Source organism: Anaerococcus rubeinfantis, assembly GCF_001487145.1.
Lineage (GTDB): Bacteria > Bacillota > Clostridia > Tissierellales > Peptoniphilaceae > Anaerococcus > Anaerococcus rubeinfantis.
Genome location: NZ_LN913016.1, coordinates 1142156 through 1163029, shown reverse-complemented (window position 1 = coordinate 1163029; position 20874 = coordinate 1142156). Strand labels below are relative to the sequence as shown.

Here is a 20874-nt window from a genome sequence, read left to right as displayed (position 1 = left end):
TTTCTATGATATAATTAATTAAGAATGAAAAACAGAAAGGTTTGATATGAAAATAATAATTTCACCTGCAAAAAGGTTTAAACATTTTGATAATGAAAAAACAGAAGGACTTTTGTTTGAAGATGAAACAAAAGAATTGGTTGAAAAACTTAAAAATTATTCTATAAATGATTTGGCAAATATGTTTTCTTGTAATGATGATCTTGCTATAAAAGCCTATTATGATTACAAGGAATTTAATTTTAATAATTTAAAAAATCCTGCAATTTTTTCCTATGATGGCCTTGTTTTTAAGCAATTTAAAAAAGAAGATTTCAATGATTTATCTTATTTGAATGACCATGTTTATATTATTTCTGCCTTATATGGTTTGTGTAAGCCTTTTACAGGGATTTCTGATTATAGACTTTATATGGATTCAAAAGGAGTCGATATGGATGGATTTTGGGCTGATAAAATTTATAAAAAAGCCTTTGAAAATGAAAATTTTATTATAAATTTGGCAAGTGCTGAATATGCAAAACTTTTGAAAAAATACCTTAAAAAAGACCAAAAAATTTTGACTTTGACTTTTAAAGAAAATAGGGATGGGAAAATTCGTTCGATTGTATCCTACACCAAGCAAATGCGTGGAAGAATGCTAAAATATTTGATTAATAATAAAATTACTGATATAGAAAAAATAAAAAAGATAAGGCTTTGCGATTATATTTATGATCCATATAATTCAACTGACGATGAATTTGTATATATAAGGGAAAACAAATGAAATTACTACACTTATCAGATCTTCACATAGGAAAATCAATCGGATCATATTCCTTACTTGAAGATCAAAAATATTGTCTTGACCAAATTTTAGAAATTATTAAAAAAGAAAAAATTGATATTGTTTTGATTGCAGGAGATATTTTTGATACATCAATCCCAAATAATGAAGCCATGAAGGTTTATTCTGATTTTGTTGATGAAATTATTTTTAATTTGAAGAAAAAAATTATTGCAATTTCTGGAAACCATGATTCAGGGAAAAGACTTGAAATTTCAAAAAGCTTTTTTGAAAAAAATTCTTATTTTATTTATGGAAATAACTTTGATGAAAAACTAACTTTTGAAGATGAATATGGAAAAGTTAATTTTTATCCAATTCCATATATTTCTCTTGCAAGGGCAAAAAATGAAATAGATCAAAGTATAGAAAATTTCACTGACCTTTATAAAGTTTTACTAAAAAACATAGATTACAAAGACAGAAATGTTTTGATTACTCATTGTTATGCGAATGAAAAGCCTTTTGAAGATGAAAAAATTGAAGGGGAGAAGCCTCTTACAATTGGTGGAAATGATGTTATGGACGCCCATTTATTTAAAAATTTTGACTATGTTGCCTTGGGACATCTTCACAGAAAACACTTTGTTCTTGATGAAAAAATCAGGTATTGTGGGACATTTATGAAGTATTCATTTTCAGAAATTAATCAAAAAAAATCTGTGACTATTGTTGATTTAAAAGAGGATTTAAAGATAAAAGAAATAGAAATTAAACTTTTAAATGATTTTGAAAGAATATGTGATTATTTTGAAAATATAATAAAAATGGAAAATTCAAATTCTTATCTTGAATTTATTTTAAAGGATGAAAATCCAATAGATTCTCCCATGGCAAAATTAAAAACCAAATTTCCTCATGCAGTTTCAATTAGCTATGAAAATTCAATTGATATAGAAAATGAAGAAGATTTGGACATTGACCTTGAAAATTTATCTGTAATGGAAATTTTTGAAGAATTTTATAAGTTTAAGATGGATGAAAAAATGGGAAAAAATGAAAAAGAAGTATTTAAAAAGGTGATAGAATGAAGCCTGTAAAACTTGAAATGTATGGTTTTATGACCTACAAAAATAAAACTTTTATAGATTTTACAAAACTTTATGATTCAAAAATTTTTATAATTTCTGGAGATACAGGAAGTGGCAAAACTTCAATTTTTGATGCCATAAGTTTTGCACTTTTTGGAAAAATTCAAAGGCAAGGATTTGATTTAAATGATTTGAGGAGTGATTTTTTAAGTGGAGAAGATCCAATAAGCTATGTTGATTTTTCTTTTGAAATTGATGGAAAAAATTACAGGATTAAAAGAATTCCGAGTCAAAAAGCAAAAAAAACCAGGGCAAATGTTAATGTAAGTCACAGTGTTGAACTTTATAAGATAGAAAATGACAGGGAAATTTTAATTTCGGATAAGGTTAATGAATGTGAAAAAGAAATTATAAATATTATAGGTCTTGATTTTAACCAACTAAATAGGGTTATGATTCTTGCCCAAGGTGAGTTTTCTAAATTCTTAAAATCTTCATCTGATAAAAAGGCAGAATTATTATCAAAGATTTTTTCATCTTTTATCTATAAGAATATTGAAGAAAAATTAAAAGAAGCAAGCAAGGATTCAAAGAAAAATTTGGAAAAAATTTCAAAAAGTCTTGAAAGCGAAATCACTAAAAATAATCTTTTAAGTGAAAATATAGACTCTCAATTAATAGAGCTTAAAAATTTTGATGAAATTTTTAAAATAATAGAAAAAATAAATGATGAGCTTGAAAAAAATATTGATAAAGAAAATAAAGAGAAATTATCCTTAGAAAAAAACTTGGAAGAAGAAAATTCTAGGCTTAATTTTTATCAAAAAGAAAATGAAGAAATCAAAAATTATAAATATTTAAATGAAAAAAGACTTGAGCTTTTAGAAGATGAAGCATACTTTAAAAATTTGAAAAAAAACTTATTTTTTGCAGAAAAATCAATTCAAATTAAGCCATATTACCAAAGTCTTCTTGATTTAAAAAATAGTCAAAAAGAATTCGAAAATAAATTATCTGATCAAAAAGAAAAATTAGCAAAAACAGAAAATGATTTAGAAGAAAATTTAAAAAATCTTGGTGATAGAGAAGAAATCCAAAAAACTATTAGTGAAAAAAGAGAAAATATAATAAAAAATCAATCAATCTTGGATAAATTTATTAATCTTGAAAATTTAAAAAAAGATTTGGACAAAAATAAAAAAGATTTTCAGGATGGAAAAACTTACAAAAATCAAATAGAAGATTTTAAAAATAAAAAAGATATGATAGATAAAAAAATAAGAGAAAAATCTAATGATTTATTGAATTATTCAGCAAAGCTTGAAAAAATAAATGAAGATAAGCACATAATAAGCCAAAAAGTTTTTGAATATGAAAATATTTATGAAAAATCTCTCTTAAATGATAAAAAAATTAAAGATTTATCAAAGTTAAAAATAGAATTAGAAGAGTCAAATAAAGATTTTGAAATAGGCAAAAATTTATTGGAAAAGGCTGAGTCGAACAAAAAAGCTCTTTTAATAAATGATTTTAGGAAAGATTTAAATGAAAATGGAATTTGTCCTGTTTGTGGAAGGATTTTTGAAGGGGAAATTGAATACTTGGATTCTTCCCAAATTGATGGTGACATGGCAAAGGAAGATTATTTAAATCTTAAAATTAAAATTGATTTTTTAATGGAAAAAATATCAGATTTGGAAAAGTCTATAGATGAAAATTTGGAAAAATCAGAAGAAATTAAGAAAAATCTTGATGAATATAAAAATAAATTAGAAAATCTTAAAATTTCATATGAAGATCTTTACGATGAATTTGAAAATGAAAAAAGAAGTAAAGATGATTATGAAAAAAAATCTTTTGCTTTTGAAAAATCCATAGAAAATTTAAAAAATAAGTTAGAAAAACTTGAAAATTTGGAAGATATAGAAAATTTAGAAAATAAATATAAGATTAAAAAAGAAGAACTCGATAAATTTAATAAAAAAGATATAGAAATTTCCATAAAAAATGATAGAGACTTTGTAAAAAAAGAAGAAGAAAGAATAAAAAATCTTGATGATAATATAAAAAATCTGGAAAAAGAAAAATCCTCTTTAAATTCTTTGATTGAAAGTTATAGGTCTTATATTAAAGATACTAAGGATAAAATTTCAAAAAATCAAAAGATTTTAGATGAAAAAATAAGTGAAAATTTTAAGAATTTTGATGAATTTTTAAAGTATTTGGAAATTTCAAAAAAATTATTAGATAAAAAAGACCAGATAGAAGATTATTTTGAAAATTTAAATAACCTATCAATAAGGTTATCAAGCCTTGAAAAATACAAGGGCAAAGAAGAATACCAGACAGAAAATATAAAAGAAAAAATAGAAAAAATAAAAATAGATTTGGAAAAAATTAATGATTTTCTATTTTCTTTAAAACTTAAAAAAACAAGGATACTTGAAAGTAAAGACCAAATAATCTCAATTCAAAAAGAGCTTAGCAAATCAAAAAATGAAGATGCAATTCTTTATAAACTTTCAAAAATTGCAGACGGATCCATGTCTAAGGTTTCTGGTAGGGAAAAATTAAATTTTGAAACTTTTGTTCTTTCTTATTATTTTAAAAAAATATTAAAATTTGCAAATATAAGGCTTAGAGAGATGACTGATGGTCAATTTACAATGATTAGAAAAACCCAAACAAGCGATAAGAGAAAAAATTATGGTCTTGATATAGAAATTTTGGATGCAAATACGGGAAAAATTAGAAGTGAGGCTTCCCTTTCTGGTGGGGAGAGTTTTATTGCATCACTTGCTTTGGCTCTTGGACTTTCTGATGAAATAAGTGGGGAAAATGGTGGAATAAAAATTGATACACTTTTTATTGATGAAGGTTTTGGGACCTTGTCTGATGATTATTTGGAAAAAGCTATAAGAACAATTGAAAAATTATCCTACGATAATAAATTTATAGGATTAATTTCTCACGTAAAAGAATTAAAAGATGCAATTGATGCAAAAATTGAAGTTTCATATTCAAAAACACAAGGATCAAGTTTGAAGGTGGTTGTATGATAAAAATTATAATGAGTAAATTTCCCGAGGAAAATTCATCATATATTTACAAAGATATAGAAAAAAAATTAGAAAATAAAGAAAAATCATATCTTATAGTTCCAGAGCAATACACCCTAGAAAGTGATATGGATTTTATAGATTCTATAAAATATAAGTCAGTTATGGATGCTAAAGTTTTATCTTTTTCATCTTTAATTTCTTATATTTCTCAAAGGTTAAGCCTAAAAAAGAAAGAAAATTTAAATCAAGTTTCAAAAGCAATCTTACTAACAAGCGTTCTTGATGAAATAAATGAAAATTTAAAACTTTTTTCAAACAAATCTTTTGATATAGATTTTGTAAATAATCTTTCTGATTTTATTACAAATATAAAAGAATATTATTTTGATGATGATTTTTTTGATTCAATCAATAAAAATGAAAACTTAGATCCTATGACTAGGTTAAAATTTGAGGAAATAAAATTAATTTATGATGCTTATATAAAAAAGCTTGAAAATTCTTATATAGACAAAGAAGATGAGCTTGAAATTATAAAAAATAATTTAAAATATTGTGATTTTTTTAAGGGAGTAAATTTTTATTTTGATAAATTCGATCTTTTGTCAGATTTAAGACTAGATTTTATTAAAGAGTTAATTAAAATCGGGGCGAAAATTACAATTTCAATTTCAATGGACTATAAATATTATGAAAATAATATGGCAAAAGATATGGATATTTTTAAGCAAAGTATTAGATTTGTTGAAAGTTTAAAAGAAATTGACCAAATTAAAATCATAAATCTTGAAAAAAATAATAAGTTTTCTGATATTAAACACCTTTATGAAAATTTTGAAAAATATAATCCAAAAATTTATAAGGAAAAAACTTCAAATATAAATATAATTGAATCTATTTCATCTCAAAATGAAATAGAAAATGCAGCCTTAATAATCGAAAAACTTATAAGAAGTGGCCATTCTTTTTCAGAAATTTCTCTTGTAATGTCAAATGCCGATGAATATGAAAATCTTATAAAAAGAATTTTTACAAGGGCTGAAATTCCAATTTTTATTGATAAGTCAAAAAAATTATCTGATAATCACATAGTAAAAACTTGGCTTTCATTGATTAGGCTTGTTGTTTTTAATTTTAGAAAAACTGATCTTGAATCTTTTGTAAGGTCAAATGTTCTTGATTTTGGCGAAAATTCTTTTGAAAGAGTTTTGGCCTTTCAAAATTATATAAATACAAGAAAAATCAAAGGTTCTATGATTTTTGATGATAAATATTTTTCCTTGGATGAAAAATTTTATCAAAATGATGAGAAATTGAAAAATGAGAAAAAAGAAGAACTTGAAAAAGTAAATTCAATTAGAAAAATTATAATCTCCTTGGTCAAAGATTTGTATGAAGTTAGAAATGAAAAATTGAAGGCTCTTGATTTTGTTAAAGAAATTTTTAAAATTCTTGATACAGATATAATTAAATCTGGTTTTAATCATTTTCAAGAAAATATTAAGGAAAATAAACTTGATATTTTTGAAGAAAACAGCCAAGTTTGGGATAAATTTTTGACGAATTTGGAACAAATTGCAGGAATTATGGGAAATTCTTATACAAGCCTTGATAAAATTTATAAATTATTAGAAAAGTCATGTGAAGCTTCATCAATTGGGATTATTCCTCCAGCAATTGACCAAGTTTTGATTGGAGATTTTTCAAGAGATAGGATAAATGATAGAAAGATTAAAATTTTTGTGGGAATGACTGATATTTATTTTCCGGGAAATAATAATAGCGATATCTTAATTTCAGAAAATGAAAAAACTGATTTGGAAAAAGAGGGCTACGACCTTAAAATTTATAAGGAAAAAAAGGACGATAAAATTCTTTTGAATTTACTTAGGATGTTTACTTCATCAGAGAGAATATTTTTCTCATATTCTCTTATAAATAAGGCCAATGATCCAATGAATTTGGCGACAAGTATTTCTGATATTATAAATATTTTTCCAAATATAACTTATAAGAAAATTACTCAAAATAAATTTTCTAATATAAAATATTCATCAGATCTTTTGGATTTAAAAGCAAGCCAAATTTTGTGGAATATAAAAAATAAGGAAAACACAAAAAAAGAGGAAAAAGAATTTGTAAAATCTTATTTAAAATACAAAAAAGACCATGATGATAATTTTAATTATTCAAAAAATTCTTCCTATGATTTATTTTTAAAAGGCCTTACCTATTCTAATGAAAAATTTCCTTTAAGAGAAGATATTTCAAAAAAACTTTACGCAAAAAATAAATTTTCGGTTTCAGAAATTGAAACTTATGCAAAATGTCCTTACAAATATTTTATAAATTATGGACTTAAGGCAAAAGAAAATAAAAATTTGGACGTTGATAATTTAGAAATTGGAAATATTGTCCACTATAATATGGAAGATATTTCTAAAAAATTGCAAGGAATAGATCTTGAAAAATTAGATGAAAAAGATTTGGAAAAAATTGTAAATGAAAGTTTTGAAAAAGCTATTGAAAATTCTCTTGATAGGGATAGGGCAAGTGATAAGAAAAATAAATTTATTCTTTCAAATATTTATGAATCAACCCAAAAATCTTCCAAAAAAATCATTGACCAAATAAAAAACGGCAAGTTTCAAATTGATGGTGTTGAGGAGAAATATGGAAAGGGCGAAAAATATCCCCAAGTTTATGTTGATGAGAAAAATTATCTTGAAGGAAGAATTGATAGGATTGATAGGTTTAAAAATTATATAAGAATTATTGATTATAAAACTGGAGCAAAAGAAATTAGAATTGCCAATGTTTTAAATGGTTTTGAGCTTCAATTATTTGTCTATATGCTATCAATAAAAGAAAAAAAATCTGAAAATTTATCACCAATTGCAAGTTTTTATCTTCCTTTAAAAGATGAGGTTAAAAAACTTGATAAGGCTTATGATAAGGATGCAATAAAAAAAATCTATGATGATAAAACAAAAATGAATGGCCTTATTGTAAAAATAAATGAGGAAGTTTTAAAACTTTTGGACAAGGATTTTGATGGAAAAAAATCAGATATTTTTAAAATTTCTAGGGGAAATGCCAATATTTTTTCTCTTGAGGAAGAAGAAATTTTGGAAAAATTTATTAAAAAATTAATTTCAAAATATATTGTAGAAATTAAAAATGGAAATATAAAATTAAATCCTCTTAGAATAAACCAAAACACCTACGAATGTACCTATTGCCCTTACAGGTCAATTTGTAAATTTGATTATTCAAAAGATCAAGATAAGTTTAAGGATGTGGATAATAAAATTTCAATTAATGATATAAAAAAGGAGCTATCAGATGAGTAAATTTAAGCCAACTGATGATCAAAAAAAAGCCATAGAAACTAAGGGCAAAAATATAATTGTGTCTGCTGCTGCAGGAAGTGGAAAAACTAAGGTTTTGGTTGATAGGGTAATTTCTTTGATGATTGAAGAAAAAATTCCTATAAAAAATATGATTATTGTAACTTTCACAAACAAGGCTTCAGTTGAAATGAAAGATAGGATAAGGGAAAAATTAAATGATTTACTCAAAGAAGAAAAGTCTGACAAAATTTTTATAAAAAACCAAATTAAATCTATCAATGATGCTTTTATAAAAACACTTCACTCTTTTTGTGCAGATATGTTGAGGGAAAATTTTTACTTATCTGATAATCTTTCACCATCTTTTAAAATAGCAGCTGATTCCAAACAAGTTTTGTTGAGAAAAGATGCTATTGATGAGCTTTTTGAAAGTGAATACGAAAAAAACGACGGAGAATTTATAAATTTCTTGCACAATTTTGGCTCAAATAGGTCAGATGATGATGCAAAAAAAATAATTTTAGACCTATATGATTTTTCAAAAAGCCAAATAAATCCTCACGCCTGGCTGGAAGATAAAACAAGTTCAAATTTTGATTTTGAAAAATTTAAGGCTTATATAAAAAAGAGAGTAGAAAATATTATAATAAGTGCAAAGGATTTGGAAATTTTTATAAAAGAAAGGTCTATGCGAGATAAATATGTAGAAATGATTGAAAGTGACATAAATTTTTTTCAAAATATAAAATATTCAATAGAAGAAAAGCCTTGGGATGATATTATAGAAATTTTTGGAAAAAGTCTTTCAAGAATGGTCACAATTTCAAAAAAACTAGATGATCCAAACGAAAATTTATATGTAAAAGCCAAAAAAAATGCCTACAAAGATGAATTTAATTTGATAAAGGATTTGATAAGAAATACAGATTCTATAACTAGGGGATTTTTTGATCCTTTGGAAGAGAAAATTTTAAAAGAATTAAAATATTTGGTTTTTTCCTTTGAAGATATTTATAAAAAGAAAAAAAGAGAAGAAAATTATTTGGATTTTTCTGATATGGAACATGAATTTATAAATTTGTTGGAAAATGAAGAATTAAATCAAAAATTGAAAAAACAATTTAAATATATTTTCTTTGATGAATACCAAGATTCAAACGATATTCAAAATTATATTGTAGAAAAATTAAAAAATGAGAACAATCTATTTTTTGTAGGTGATGTAAAACAATCAATTTATGGTTTTAGAAATGCAAGGCCAGAATTATTTTTGGAAAAATTAGAATCATATGAAGATGATGAAAATTCTTTGAGAATTAATTTGTCCAAAAATTTTAGAACTGACAAGGACTTGATTGATTTTAATAATTATATTTTTGAAAGGCTTATGACTAGGGAAAATTCTGATATTGCCTACAAAGATGATGGGCACAGATTAAATTATCATTTTGAATTTGATGAAAAATATCCAAAAGTTTCAATAAAGGCTCTTTCCAAAAATTTAAATGAAGAAGCTTACTTGGTAAAAGAGATTAATAATCTAATAAAGACTGGACTTGAATACAAGGACATAGCAATCCTACTTAGGGCATCGTCAAAAGCATACTTATACGAAAATGAACTAAAAAAAGCTGGAATTCCATTTTCATCTGATATTTCAAAAGTTTCATTTGAAACTGTAGAGGTAGAATTTTTTATAAATATTTTAAAATATATAGCAAATCCAAACGATGATATAAGCCTACTTTCAGTTTTAAGAAGTGAAATTTTTAATTTTTCTGAAGATGATTTGGCAGAAATAAGTCTTTCATCAAATAAATCTTATTTTTACCAAAAATTTAAGGCCTACGAAGAAGAAAATGAAGATGATCTATCCCAAAAAATTTCAGATTTTAATACAATTTTTACAGATTTTTCTTATATTTTAAATTTTTCAAATATGTATGATTTTGCAAATTTTATTTTTGAAAATTCTGGACTCTATGACTTTTTAAAGGCAAGGGACAGGGGAGGTGAAAGGATAAAAAACATTGAGGCCTTCATTGATTTGATGGATGATTATGATAAAAATAATGAAAATTATCTATTTGGATTTTTAACCTACATCGATAATTTGAAAAATCAAAAAAAAGATAATCTGAAAGCTTCAAGAAATCTATCTGATGAAGAAAATTTAGTTAGGATTATGACCATTCATAAATCCAAGGGTCTTGAATTTAAAGCTGTGATTTTGCCAGATTTTTCAAAAAGATTTAACACTCGTGATAATTCAAAAGATATGGTTTTGGATAAGGACTTGGGAATTGGGATTAATATTGCCGATTGGGAAAATAAAATAAAAATTTCTTCAATAAAAAGAGATTTAATTTTAGAAAAATCAAACTTAAATGATAAAAAAGAAGAAATGAGAGTTTTATACGTTGCCCTAACCCGAGCTGAAAGAAAAATTTCTATAATTGGAAAAAAAGATTTAAATGAAAAGGGTCTTGAAAATATTTTAAATGCAAATTCTCTTTTGGATTTATCATCATACATGGATTGGATTTTAAAAATATTATGCAATGATAAAATCATGACTGATTTTATTGATATAGATTATAAAACAGATGCCTTTAAAAAAGGATTTTTAAACATTGAATATGTAGAAGAATTTGAAGAAAATCTAGAAGAGGATTTAACTGATATAAATAAAATAATAAATTCAGACACCTACAATGAGAAAATTTATAGAAACTTAGAGGAAGTTTTTAATTATTCCTATAAAAATAAGGAAAATATCAACAAATCTTTGAAAAAATCTGTAACAGAAATTGCCAAAAATTACGATTTATCAAATGAAGGCTACGAGAAATCTTCCTTTGATCAAAAAGAAATTTCCTATGATTTTAGAAGGCCAAATTTTGAAGAAATAAAATTATCCCCAACAGATAGGGGAAGTTTAATCCACAAAATTTTCCAAGAATTAGAAGTAAAAACTTACGATTTGAATTCACTAGAAAAAGAAATAAATAAATTAATTGACTTGGGGAAAATAAAAAAGGAATATCTTTCATATATTAATTATGAAAATATTTTGGGATTTTTTAATTCAGATATAATTCAAAATCTAATAAAAAAATCACCAAAAATTCGTAAAGAAGAATCCTTCCTTAGAAAAATTGATAATTTTTATGTAAATGGACAAATTGATATAATGTTTGAATATGAAGATGAGATTGTTCTGATAGATTTTAAAACGGATTCAATGAAAAGGGAAGGCTTTTATGATAAGCAACTAGAAATTTACAAGGACTCCATAGAAGAAGCCTTGGGTAAAAAAGTTATTTTATCTTATATTTATTGGTACAATTTCAAAGAATTTGAACAAGTTAATAAAATCCACCATTAATATCAAAAATGGATCCTGTTATATATGATCCCTTATCAGATATTAAAAATTCAACAAGATTTGCAATTTCTTCGGATTTTGCAAATCTTTTTTCTATTAAATCTTCCTTCAAAGATTTTTTATCTTCTTCAGACAAATCAAATTTAGTCATATCAGTATCGACAATTCCTGGAGAAATGGCATTTATCCTGATATTTGAAGGCAAAAGTTCTTTAGAAAGAGCTTTTGTAAAAGAATTAACTCCGCCCTTACTTGCAGAATAAGCAACTTCAAAACTTGCTCCCAAATTTCCCCAAATTGATGAAATATTTATAATAACTCCAGATTTTTGACTAAGCATATTTGGAATTGCTCTTTTTGAAGTTAGAAAAATTGAAGATAAATTTGTATCTAAAAGATTATTCCAAGAAGAAAAATCCATATCTTGTAAAAGACCAAAATAGGAAATCCCAGCATTATTTATTAAAATATCTACATGAGAAAAATTTTTTTCAGAAATTTCAAATAAATTATTAACATCTTTTTCATTTTTTACATCACATTTTACAGCAATGACATTAGGATTTGTAAGTCTTAATTCGTTTAATAAATTTAAAGCCTTATACTTATTTTCCTTATAAGTTAAAATCAGATTGTAGGAATTATTTAATTTTTTTGCAATAGCAGCACCAATTCCTCTTGATGCGCCCGTTATTAATACAGTTTTCATATGATGATTATATCATAAATTTAAGGGTAAGATTTAAAAAGGAGGAGAATATGAAATATTACAAATTAAACGACGGAAATAAAATACCAGCCTTGGGTTTTGGTACTTATAAAATTACCGACAGAGATGACATGGCAAATGCAATCGAGGCATTTTTTGAAAATTCTTATGAATATATAGATACAGCAAAAATTTATAATAACGAAGAAATAATAGGAGCTGAGCTTAAAAATTCTAATAAAAAAAGAAGTGAATACCAAATAGCCACAAAAGTTTGGCCAAGTGATTTTGGATCTGATAAAACAAAAAAATCATTGGACCAGTCTTTAGAAAAATTACAAACAGATTATTTGGATGTGGTTTTACTTCATTGGTTTGGAAAAGATTTTGATAAATCTTGGAAGGTTTTTGAAGATTATAAAAGACAAGGAATTGTAAAAACAATAGGAGTTTCAAATTTTGAACTTGCTCAATTAAAAAAACTTTTAGAAATTGGAGAAAAACCAGCAATCGATCAATTAGAATCTAGTCCACATTTTCAAAATGACGAAACAGTAAGATTTTTAAAAGAAAATAATATAATCCACCAAGCTTGGTCACCAATTGCTAGGGGAAGAAGTGAATTATTGGAAGAGCATGTAATTAAAAAACTTTCAAATAAATATAATAAAACTCCAGCCCAAATAGTTTTGCGTTGGCATATTGAAAGGGGATCAATGCCAATTCCAAAATCAACAAACCCAAAAAGAATAAAAGAAAATATAGAAATATTTGATTTTTCATTTGACGATGAAGATATGAAAGCAATAAAATCAATTGACCTTAAAAAAAGATATTCATCAGACCCAGAAGATGAAAAATGGTTAAAAGATTTACTTGAAAAAATGTAAAAAATATTAAAAAAAATTCTGCAAATTAATTTGCAGAATTTTTTTATATGGGGCATATTGTTTGATTTTTCTTATCTATTTTCAAAAATTTCTTTTATTTCGTCTTCATTTATTCCAACCATAGCTTCGCCAAGATCTTTTGAAACTTCTAAAATAATTTCAGGTTTATCAAAATTTTCTACAGCTTTTACTATAGCTTTTGCTCTTTTTTCTGGATTTCCAGATTTAAAGATTCCACTTCCTACAAATACACCATAAGCTCCAAGTTGCATCATCAAAGCAGCATCAGCAGGAGTTGCAACTCCACCAGCAGAAAGATTTGCAACAGGAAGTTTTTTATTATCTCTTACATATTTTAAAAGATTTACATCAACTGCCAAATCTTTTGCATATGTGAAAATTTCATCATCAGTTAAAACAGAAATTCTTTGAATTTCTCTGTTTATTTCTCTCATGTGTCTTACAGCTTGAACAACATTTCCAGTTCCTGCTTCCCCCTTTGTTCTAATCATTGAAGCTCCTTCAGAAATTCTTCTCAAAGCTTCAGAAATATTTCTTGCTCCACAAACAAATGGAGTTTTAAATTTCTTTTTATCAATGTGATTGTAATCGTCAGCCACAGTTAAAACTTCAGATTCATCTATATAATCAACGCCTAAGGCTTCAAGAATTTGTGCTTCAACAAAATGTCCAATTCTAACTTTAGCCATTACAGGAATTTTTACGGCATTCATTATCTCTTCAATCATTTTTGGATCGCTCATTCTAGAAACGCCACCAGCAGCTCTAATATCTGCAGGAACTCTTTCAAGAGCCATAACAGCACTTGCTCCAGAAGCTTCTGCAATTTTTGCTTGCTCAACGTTCATAACATCCATGATAACCTTTTTTTCAAATTTAGCATTTATATTTTTTTCAGTCATTTTTATCTCCTTAATATTTATCTTAATTCTATTATATGATAAACTGTAACTAATAAAAGTAACAAAAAAATAAAAAATGAGGGATACAGATGTATTTAAATTTACCAAGAAATAAAAAATATCTTTACGAAAAAATTTATCAGATAATAAAAAACAAAATAATAAATGGGGAAATTAAAGAAGGTGAAAAACTTCCTTCCATAAGAAATTTATCAAAAGATATTAATGTATCTATAAATACAGTTAAAAAAGTTTACTATAAGCTTGAAGAAGAAGGCTACATTTATGCAAAAGATAAGAGTGGTTTTTATTGTAGAAAAATTGATGATTTAATTATTTTGGATAAAAAAGAATTAAATAAAAATAAAATTGAAGATGAAAAAATAAAATATGATTTTTCAATCAGTGGTGTTGATTATGAAAATTTCCCATATAAAATTATGCAAAAATATATGAAAGAAGCCATAGATAAAAAAGATTTAAAAATTTTAGATAAGGGATCTTATAAGGGTTATCCGCCTTTAAGAGAGGCTATAAAAAGATATTTAAAAAATTCAAGAAATATAGAAACTAATGCTAGAAATATAATTATTTCATCATCAACTGAGCATTTATTTTCTATTATAAAAACACTTCTCACAGACCAAACACTTTTTGCTTTTGAAAATCCAGGCTATGCTTTTGGAAATAAATTTTATACTTATGATCTGAAAAATCCAATTCCTCTTGACCTTGATGATGAGGGGGTAAAAATTGACAAGTTATCAGACTTAAATGCCTTGTGTTTATTTGTGACCCCTTTTAATCAATTTCCAACGGGTACAGTTATGTCGATTCAAAGAAGAATAGAAATTTTAAATTGGGCATCTCTTTCAAAAGATAGATACATTATCGAAGATGATTATGACAGCGAATTTAAATTTAAGGGATATCCAACAGAAAGCTTGAAGGCTATGGATAAAAATTCTGATGTTATTTATTTCGGATCTTTTTCAAAATTAATAGCGCCATCAATGAAAATTTCTTATATGATTTTGCCAGATGATTTGCTAAAAAAATATGAAAATAATTTTAAAGATCTTTCAAATACAGTTTCAAATTTTTTGCAAAAAGCCCTAGCTTCTTTTATTGAAAGCGGAGAATTTGAAAAGCACATTAACAGGATGAAAAATATTTATTATAAAAAATTTGATTTTATTTTTAAAAAAATAAGTGGAATTGATGAGATTTCTTTTCTTTCAAAATCAAATTCCCTAAATTTATTATTAAAAGTTGATGATTCGATAGATATAAAGAAATTTACGAAAATTTTAAATGAAAATTCTGTAAGATTAGTAAATCTAAATAAGTTTACCTATAACAAGTTTGAAAAAGAAAACTATTTTATTATGGGCTATGCAAATCTAGGTTTGGATGAAATAGATTCAGGTTTTGATATTATAAAAGATGCAATAAAAAATTCAAAAATAAATTAAAATCTCTCTTCGTGGAGATTTTTTTTATTTTAAATTTTTTTAAAAAAATAGTTGAACATTGTTCAGAAAGTTGTATTATATATTTGTAGCAATTAATGAACGATGTTCATTTTAAAAATGGGAGTAGATATAATGGGTAATCAAATAAATAAAAAAGAAAAAATCATGCAAGCAGCTTTAAAAATTTTTGAAAAAAAAGGAGCTGAGAAAACTTCTGTTAGGGATATTATGACTGAAGCTGGCTTTGGTCTTGGAACTTTTTATCTGTATTATTCTGATAAAAATGATTTGCAGGAAAAAATGGTTTTGAATTTGGCAACAGATATTATTTTAAGTGCTGAAAAAACCTGTGTTCAAGAAGATCCTATTGAAAGATATATTTCTTTTGTAGATTTCATTATCGATTATTTGATTTCGCATCCATTTGAGCTTGATCTTTTGAGTAAAAATATTACTTGGACTCTTTATACAAAAATTGAAAATGATTATGGTTTAAGCGAGGCTGATTCTACCTTGCAATTTATTTTAAATAAGTACGATAATTTATTTTTAACAAACCACACTGAGTCTGAAAAATTGTATATTCTTTCTCTTACTCTTGAAATCATGATGTCTACTTGTAAAAGTGCTGTTTTAGATGATTCAATTTTAACGATTGATGAAATGAAACCAGTTTTATTTGCTATTATTAGAAAAATTTTTAATAGAATAGGAGAGAATAAATGAAAAAAATAACAAAGTTTATTTCGCATCATCCTAGACTTGTATTATTAATAATGACAATATTATTAATACCTTCTTGGTTTGCTTATAAAAATACTGGTGTAAATTATGATATTTTGTCATACTTGCCAGCTGACTTAGAATCAACCCAAGGTCAAGAAATTCTTGATAAAGATTTCAAAAATGCTGCCACGGGCATGCTACTTTTGAAAGGTGATGATTACGATGCTGATAAACTTAAAAATGAAATTTTAAAAGTTGATGGGGTAGAAGATGTTATTTCAAAAACATCAATCCTTGGAGATAGCGTTCCAAATGAATTTTTGCCAGATGATATAAGGGATGTTTTTTATTCGAAAGATTGCACCTTGTTAATGGTAAAATTTGGAGAAAGTTCTTCATCTTTTAGAACTATGAAGGCTATAGAAAATATTAAAAAAATTGAATCCAAAGAGAAATTTTTAAGTGGTATTAGCTCACTTGTTAAAGATACAAAAGATTTAATAGATCATGAAACACCAATTTATGTAGCTTTGGCAGTCGTTTTGGCCTTGGTTGTTTTATCTCTTACAAATGAATCAACGATTATTCCATTTTTGTTTATTTTAAACATTGGATATGCAATTTTATATAATTTTGGTACAAATTTATTTTTGGGAGAAATTTCATACATTACAAAGGCAATAGCTGCAGTTTTGCAACTTGCTGTTACAACTGACTATTCAATATTTTTGTATCATAGATATGTTGAAGAAAAGAAAACTAATGAAGATAAAAATGATGCAATGGATGTAGCAATCCAAAAAACTATATCATCAATTTTTGCATCTTCACTTACAACTTTTGCAGGATTTATCGTATTAATCCTAATGCGTTTGGGACTTGGAAAAGATATTGGTCTTGTTATGAGTAAGGGAGTTTTACTTGGACTTATGTCAACAATAGTTGTTTTGCCACCAATGATTTTGATTGCAGAAAAATTGGTTGACAGATTTAATCACAGAATATTTTTGCCAAGTTTTGAAAAAACTTCACATTTTGTACTAAGCCATAAAAATGGATTATTTATCGCCTTTTTGATTTTATTTATTCCTGCAATTTACGGAGCAAGAAATACTGATTTATACTACAATTTGGACAGGTCCTTGCCACAAGATTTGGATTCCATAGTTGCTTTAAATAAAATGAAAAAAGATTTTAATATGGCATCAACTCACTTTGTTGTAGTTGATGAAGATTTGAGTAAGCAAAATATGAATTCACTTGTAGATGAATTAAAGGATGTTGAAGGAGTAAATAGTGTTTTAAGTGCAAATTCTTTGACGGGTTTAACCATACCTGATTCAGTTTTACCTGATAAATTAAAAGATAATTTCACTAAAAACGGCTATCAAATGATAATGATAAATTCAAAATATCAAACAGCATCTGATAAGGTAAACAAACAAGTTGATAAAATAAATAAAATTGTAAAAAATCATGATAAAAAAGGATATTTAACGGGTGAAGCAGTCTTAACAAAAGATTTAACAGTTTTATCTGATAGAGATTTTAAAATGGTAAATATAGCTTCGATTATTATAGTTTTTATAATTATAGCTATAGTATTTAAGTCATTTGCCATTCCTGTTGTTTTAATTGCTGTAATTGAGCTTGCAATCCAAATAAATATGGGAATTCCATTTTATCTTGGTCAAACTATTCCATTTGTTACATCAATAATTATTGGAGTTGTCCAATTAGGATCAACCATAGATTATTCAATTTTAATGATGGATAGATTTATTACAGAATACAAAGAAGTTAATGATGTAGATCAAGCTTTAAAATTGACAGTAAAAGAAACATCAAAATCAATAGTTACATCTGCCTTATCCTTTATGGCAGCAACTGTTGGGGTTGGTTTATATTCAAAAATGGAAATTGTATCAACAATCTGTATGTTTTTGGCAAGAGGAGCAATAATCAGTATGCTTGCTATAATCCTATTTTTGCCAACTATAATTAAAATAGCATTTCCGTTTATAAGAAAAACAACAAAGGGATTAAATTAGGAGGAAAATATGAAAAATAAATTCATGAAAGGATTCTCATTAGTTCTTGCAAGTAGCTTGTTGATGACTAATGTTGCCTACGCACAAGAAGCAAATATAAGAAAAAACGAAACAATTTATGTTACAAAAGAAGCTGACAAAATTAAGGATAAAACTGGGTCAATTTGGATAAATTCAGACAACAATATTAAAATAAAAGATAAAACAAGTTTAAAGGATGTAAAAAATTTAAAAACTGATAAAAAAGTTGATCTTGAAAATGGATATATAAATTGGAATGAAGATAGCAAGGATATCTACTACCAAGGAAAAACTAAAGAAGATTTACCAGTTGATATCAATGTGAAATATATTTTGGATGGAAAGGAAATGACCTTTGATAAATTAAAGGGAAAATCTGGCCATTTAAAAATTGAAATAGAAGCAGTGAATAAAATAAAAACAAATGCAAAAATAAATGGCAAAGAAAAGGAAGTTTATTCACCATACCTTGCTCTTACAGAAATAAGTTTTGACTCAGACAAGGTCAAAAATCTTACAACAGACGATGGAAAACTTGTAAAAGATGGAAAAAATCAAATAGTTGCAGGAATCCTTACTCCAGGTTTAAAAGAAAATTTTAAAGGTTTAGTTGAAAATGATAAAATAGATTCTTTTAAAGATAAAATAGAAATGGAAATGGATGTAAAAGATTACGAACCTACAGAAGTTTATGCTCTAATAAGTAATGAATTTTTCCAAGATGAGACTAAACTTGGTTCAATAGATGAGTTAGAAAATGGAATAAATGAGCTTGAAGATAATGCAGCAAAACTTGTGGATGGGGCAAATAAATTAGGAGAAGGTAGCAAAAAATTAAACGATGGAATTGGAAAATTAAATGAAGGAGCAGGACAATTATCCCAAGGATCAAGCAAAATTGTAAGCTCTTTTGACCAATTAGCAAACGGATTTTCTAGCTTGCCAGGAAAAATTCAAACAGTAAATTCAGCAGTAAACCAATTGAATAATGGTGGATCAAAACTTTATTCTGGAGTAAACCAATACACCAGAGGAGTTGGCGAAATAAATAAAAATATGGCTCTATTAAACCAAGGAGCAGAGAGCTTAAATAAGGGAGCAAGTGAAATTGATTCATCACTTGAAAAACTAAATAAGGGAACAAGCTCACTAAGAAATACTTTGACCCAAAATTCAAATAGTAATGATTTAGGAAAACTTACAGATTCAATGGGACAATTATCAAATGGACTAGATGAATTATCAAAAGGAATAAGTCCACTTGCAGATAGCCTAAGTCAATTAAGTGGGGGACTTACAAAAATTGATGAATCATCAAAAGCCTTAAACCAAGGAATAGAAAATCTAAATCAAAATGCTCAAAACCTACCAAGCCTTGACTCTGATATAGAAAATTTAAATGCACAAATAAACTCAATTAACCAAGTCATAGGAAATTTACAAGCAAAAAATGAAGATGGTTCTATGTCAGGAGAAATTGAAAATTTAAATGCAATAAAACAAGGACTTATGTCTGAGGCTCAATCTCTAGGAGCAAAAAATCAAGGAAACTCTGCTATAAAAGCAGGCCTTGGAGAAATTTCAAAAAGCTCAGCAGGCCTTTCAAATGCAATTTCTGAAGAAAACAAGGGACTAGGTCAAGTAAGCGAAAAATTAAATCAATCAAAAGAAAAAATTCAAACATCATCAACAAAACTTTCCCAAGGAAGTAAAAAAATATCCGAAGGTCTATCAAAAGCTAATATCAAAAAATTAGAAGAATCAGTTGTAATGATTGATGATGCTACAGGTAAAATTAAAGCTGGATCAGAAAAACTAAAAGCTGGAGCTAATCAAAATCAAGTAGGCGTAAATAAACTAGCAAGTGCTATAAATGAACTTGATTCAAATTCCGAGGAACTAAGAAATGGTTCAGCAAGTCTTTCTAGTGGTTTAAAACAATTCCAAGAAAGATCAAAAGCCTTATCATCACTTCAAAATATAAACGAAACAGCAATAAATCCAATGGCAAATGGAATTAAACAATTAGATGGTGGAATAAACAAATTAAGTGATTCAACTGGACAATTGAAAAATGGAAGTGATCAATACGAATCATCATTTGAAAAATTCCAAAAAGGTCTAAGTGATTATAAAACAAAAGGAATAGATAAATTATCTGATAAATCAAAAGATATTACACAAGCTAAAGACATACTTGATCAAATGTCAAAATTGGCAAAAGAAAATAATTCTATAACAGGAACAAGCGATAATTTTGAAACAAAATCTAGAATAATCGAAAAAATTAAATAGAAAAAAATCCGATTTCGGGTTTGTAAATAATTTTGTGTATCAACCTAAATCCTGATATGATGTGTGCCAAAAAAGGGTAAGGGTTGATACATTTTTTATGTATCAATATCTGTATATTTCT

General features: G+C 26.1%; 12 protein-coding genes. 10 read left to right on the top strand and 2 right to left on the bottom strand.

The features are described from left to right. Positions 1-46 precede the first annotated feature (46 nt). The 5 genes from BN3265_RS06555 to BN3265_RS06535 are packed head-to-tail and all read left to right on the top strand — an operon-like array spanning position 47 to position 11663. Positions 47-769 carry a YaaA family protein gene (locus BN3265_RS06555; RefSeq protein WP_058990736.1) on the top strand — a complete coding sequence of 241 codons (723 nt, stop codon included), beginning with the start codon at positions 47-49 and terminating at the stop codon, positions 767-769. After that, positions 766-1860, top strand: a complete 1095-nt coding sequence (locus tag BN3265_RS06550) for an exonuclease SbcCD subunit D (RefSeq protein ID WP_058990735.1) — start codon at positions 766-768, stop codon at positions 1858-1860. Before BN3265_RS06555 ends, BN3265_RS06550 begins: the two co-directional genes overlap by 4 nt. Continuing rightward, on the top strand, positions 1857-4919 hold the full coding sequence (locus BN3265_RS06545) for an AAA family ATPase (RefSeq protein WP_058990734.1): 3063 nt from the start codon (positions 1857-1859) through the stop codon (positions 4917-4919). Before BN3265_RS06550 ends, BN3265_RS06545 begins: the two co-directional genes overlap by 4 nt. Then, a complete protein-coding gene (locus BN3265_RS06540; RefSeq protein WP_058990733.1) occupies positions 4916-8275 on the top strand; it encodes a PD-(D/E)XK nuclease family protein in 3360 nt (1119 codons plus the stop codon). The genes BN3265_RS06545 and BN3265_RS06540 overlap by 4 nt, the downstream gene beginning before the upstream one ends. Next, entirely contained in the window at positions 8268-11663 is a 3396-nt protein-coding gene (locus tag BN3265_RS06535; RefSeq protein ID WP_058990732.1) for a UvrD-helicase domain-containing protein, read from the top strand. The genes BN3265_RS06540 and BN3265_RS06535 overlap by 8 nt, the downstream gene beginning before the upstream one ends. On the opposite strand, the gene ymfI is transcribed toward BN3265_RS06535, so the two are convergent. Further along, entirely contained in the window at positions 11644-12372 is a 729-nt protein-coding gene (ymfI, locus tag BN3265_RS06530) for an elongation factor P 5-aminopentanone reductase (RefSeq protein WP_058990731.1), read from the bottom strand. The two genes, BN3265_RS06535 and ymfI, sit on opposite strands and share 20 nt — an antisense overlap. A 50-nt stretch (positions 12373-12422) precedes the next feature. Here ymfI and BN3265_RS06525 point away from each other — a divergent pair, with 50 nt between their 5' ends. Continuing rightward, positions 12423-13262 (top strand): aldo/keto reductase, encoded by an 840-nt coding sequence (locus BN3265_RS06525; protein WP_058990730.1) that lies wholly within the window; start codon positions 12423-12425, stop codon positions 13260-13262. A 71-nt stretch (positions 13263-13333) separates the two neighbouring features. On the opposite strand, the gene pdxS is transcribed toward BN3265_RS06525, so the two are convergent. After that, complete coding sequence (pdxS, locus tag BN3265_RS06520; RefSeq protein WP_058990729.1) at positions 13334-14185, bottom strand: pyridoxal 5'-phosphate synthase lyase subunit PdxS; 852 nt, start codon at positions 14183-14185, stop codon at positions 13334-13336. 89 nt (positions 14186-14274) lie between these two features. Between pdxS and pdxR the strand changes: the two genes are divergently transcribed. The 4 genes from pdxR (at position 14275) to BN3265_RS06500 (ending at position 20753) form a co-directional block, all read left to right on the top strand. Further along, on the top strand, positions 14275-15660 hold the full coding sequence (gene pdxR / locus BN3265_RS06515) for a MocR-like pyridoxine biosynthesis transcription factor PdxR (protein ID WP_058990728.1): 1386 nt from the start codon (positions 14275-14277) through the stop codon (positions 15658-15660). Between the two features lie 132 nt (positions 15661-15792). Continuing rightward, positions 15793-16386: a TetR/AcrR family transcriptional regulator gene (locus BN3265_RS06510; RefSeq protein ID WP_058990727.1), complete on the top strand. Its 594-nt coding sequence runs from the start codon at positions 15793-15795 to the stop codon at positions 16384-16386. After that, entirely contained in the window at positions 16383-18437 is a 2055-nt protein-coding gene (locus BN3265_RS06505) for an efflux RND transporter permease subunit (RefSeq protein ID WP_058990726.1), read from the top strand. Before BN3265_RS06510 ends, BN3265_RS06505 begins: the two co-directional genes overlap by 4 nt. A 9-nt stretch (positions 18438-18446) precedes the next feature. Beyond that, a complete protein-coding gene (locus BN3265_RS06500) occupies positions 18447-20753 on the top strand; it encodes a YhgE/Pip domain-containing protein (RefSeq protein WP_058990725.1) in 2307 nt (768 codons plus the stop codon). Positions 20754-20874 lie beyond the last annotated feature (121 nt).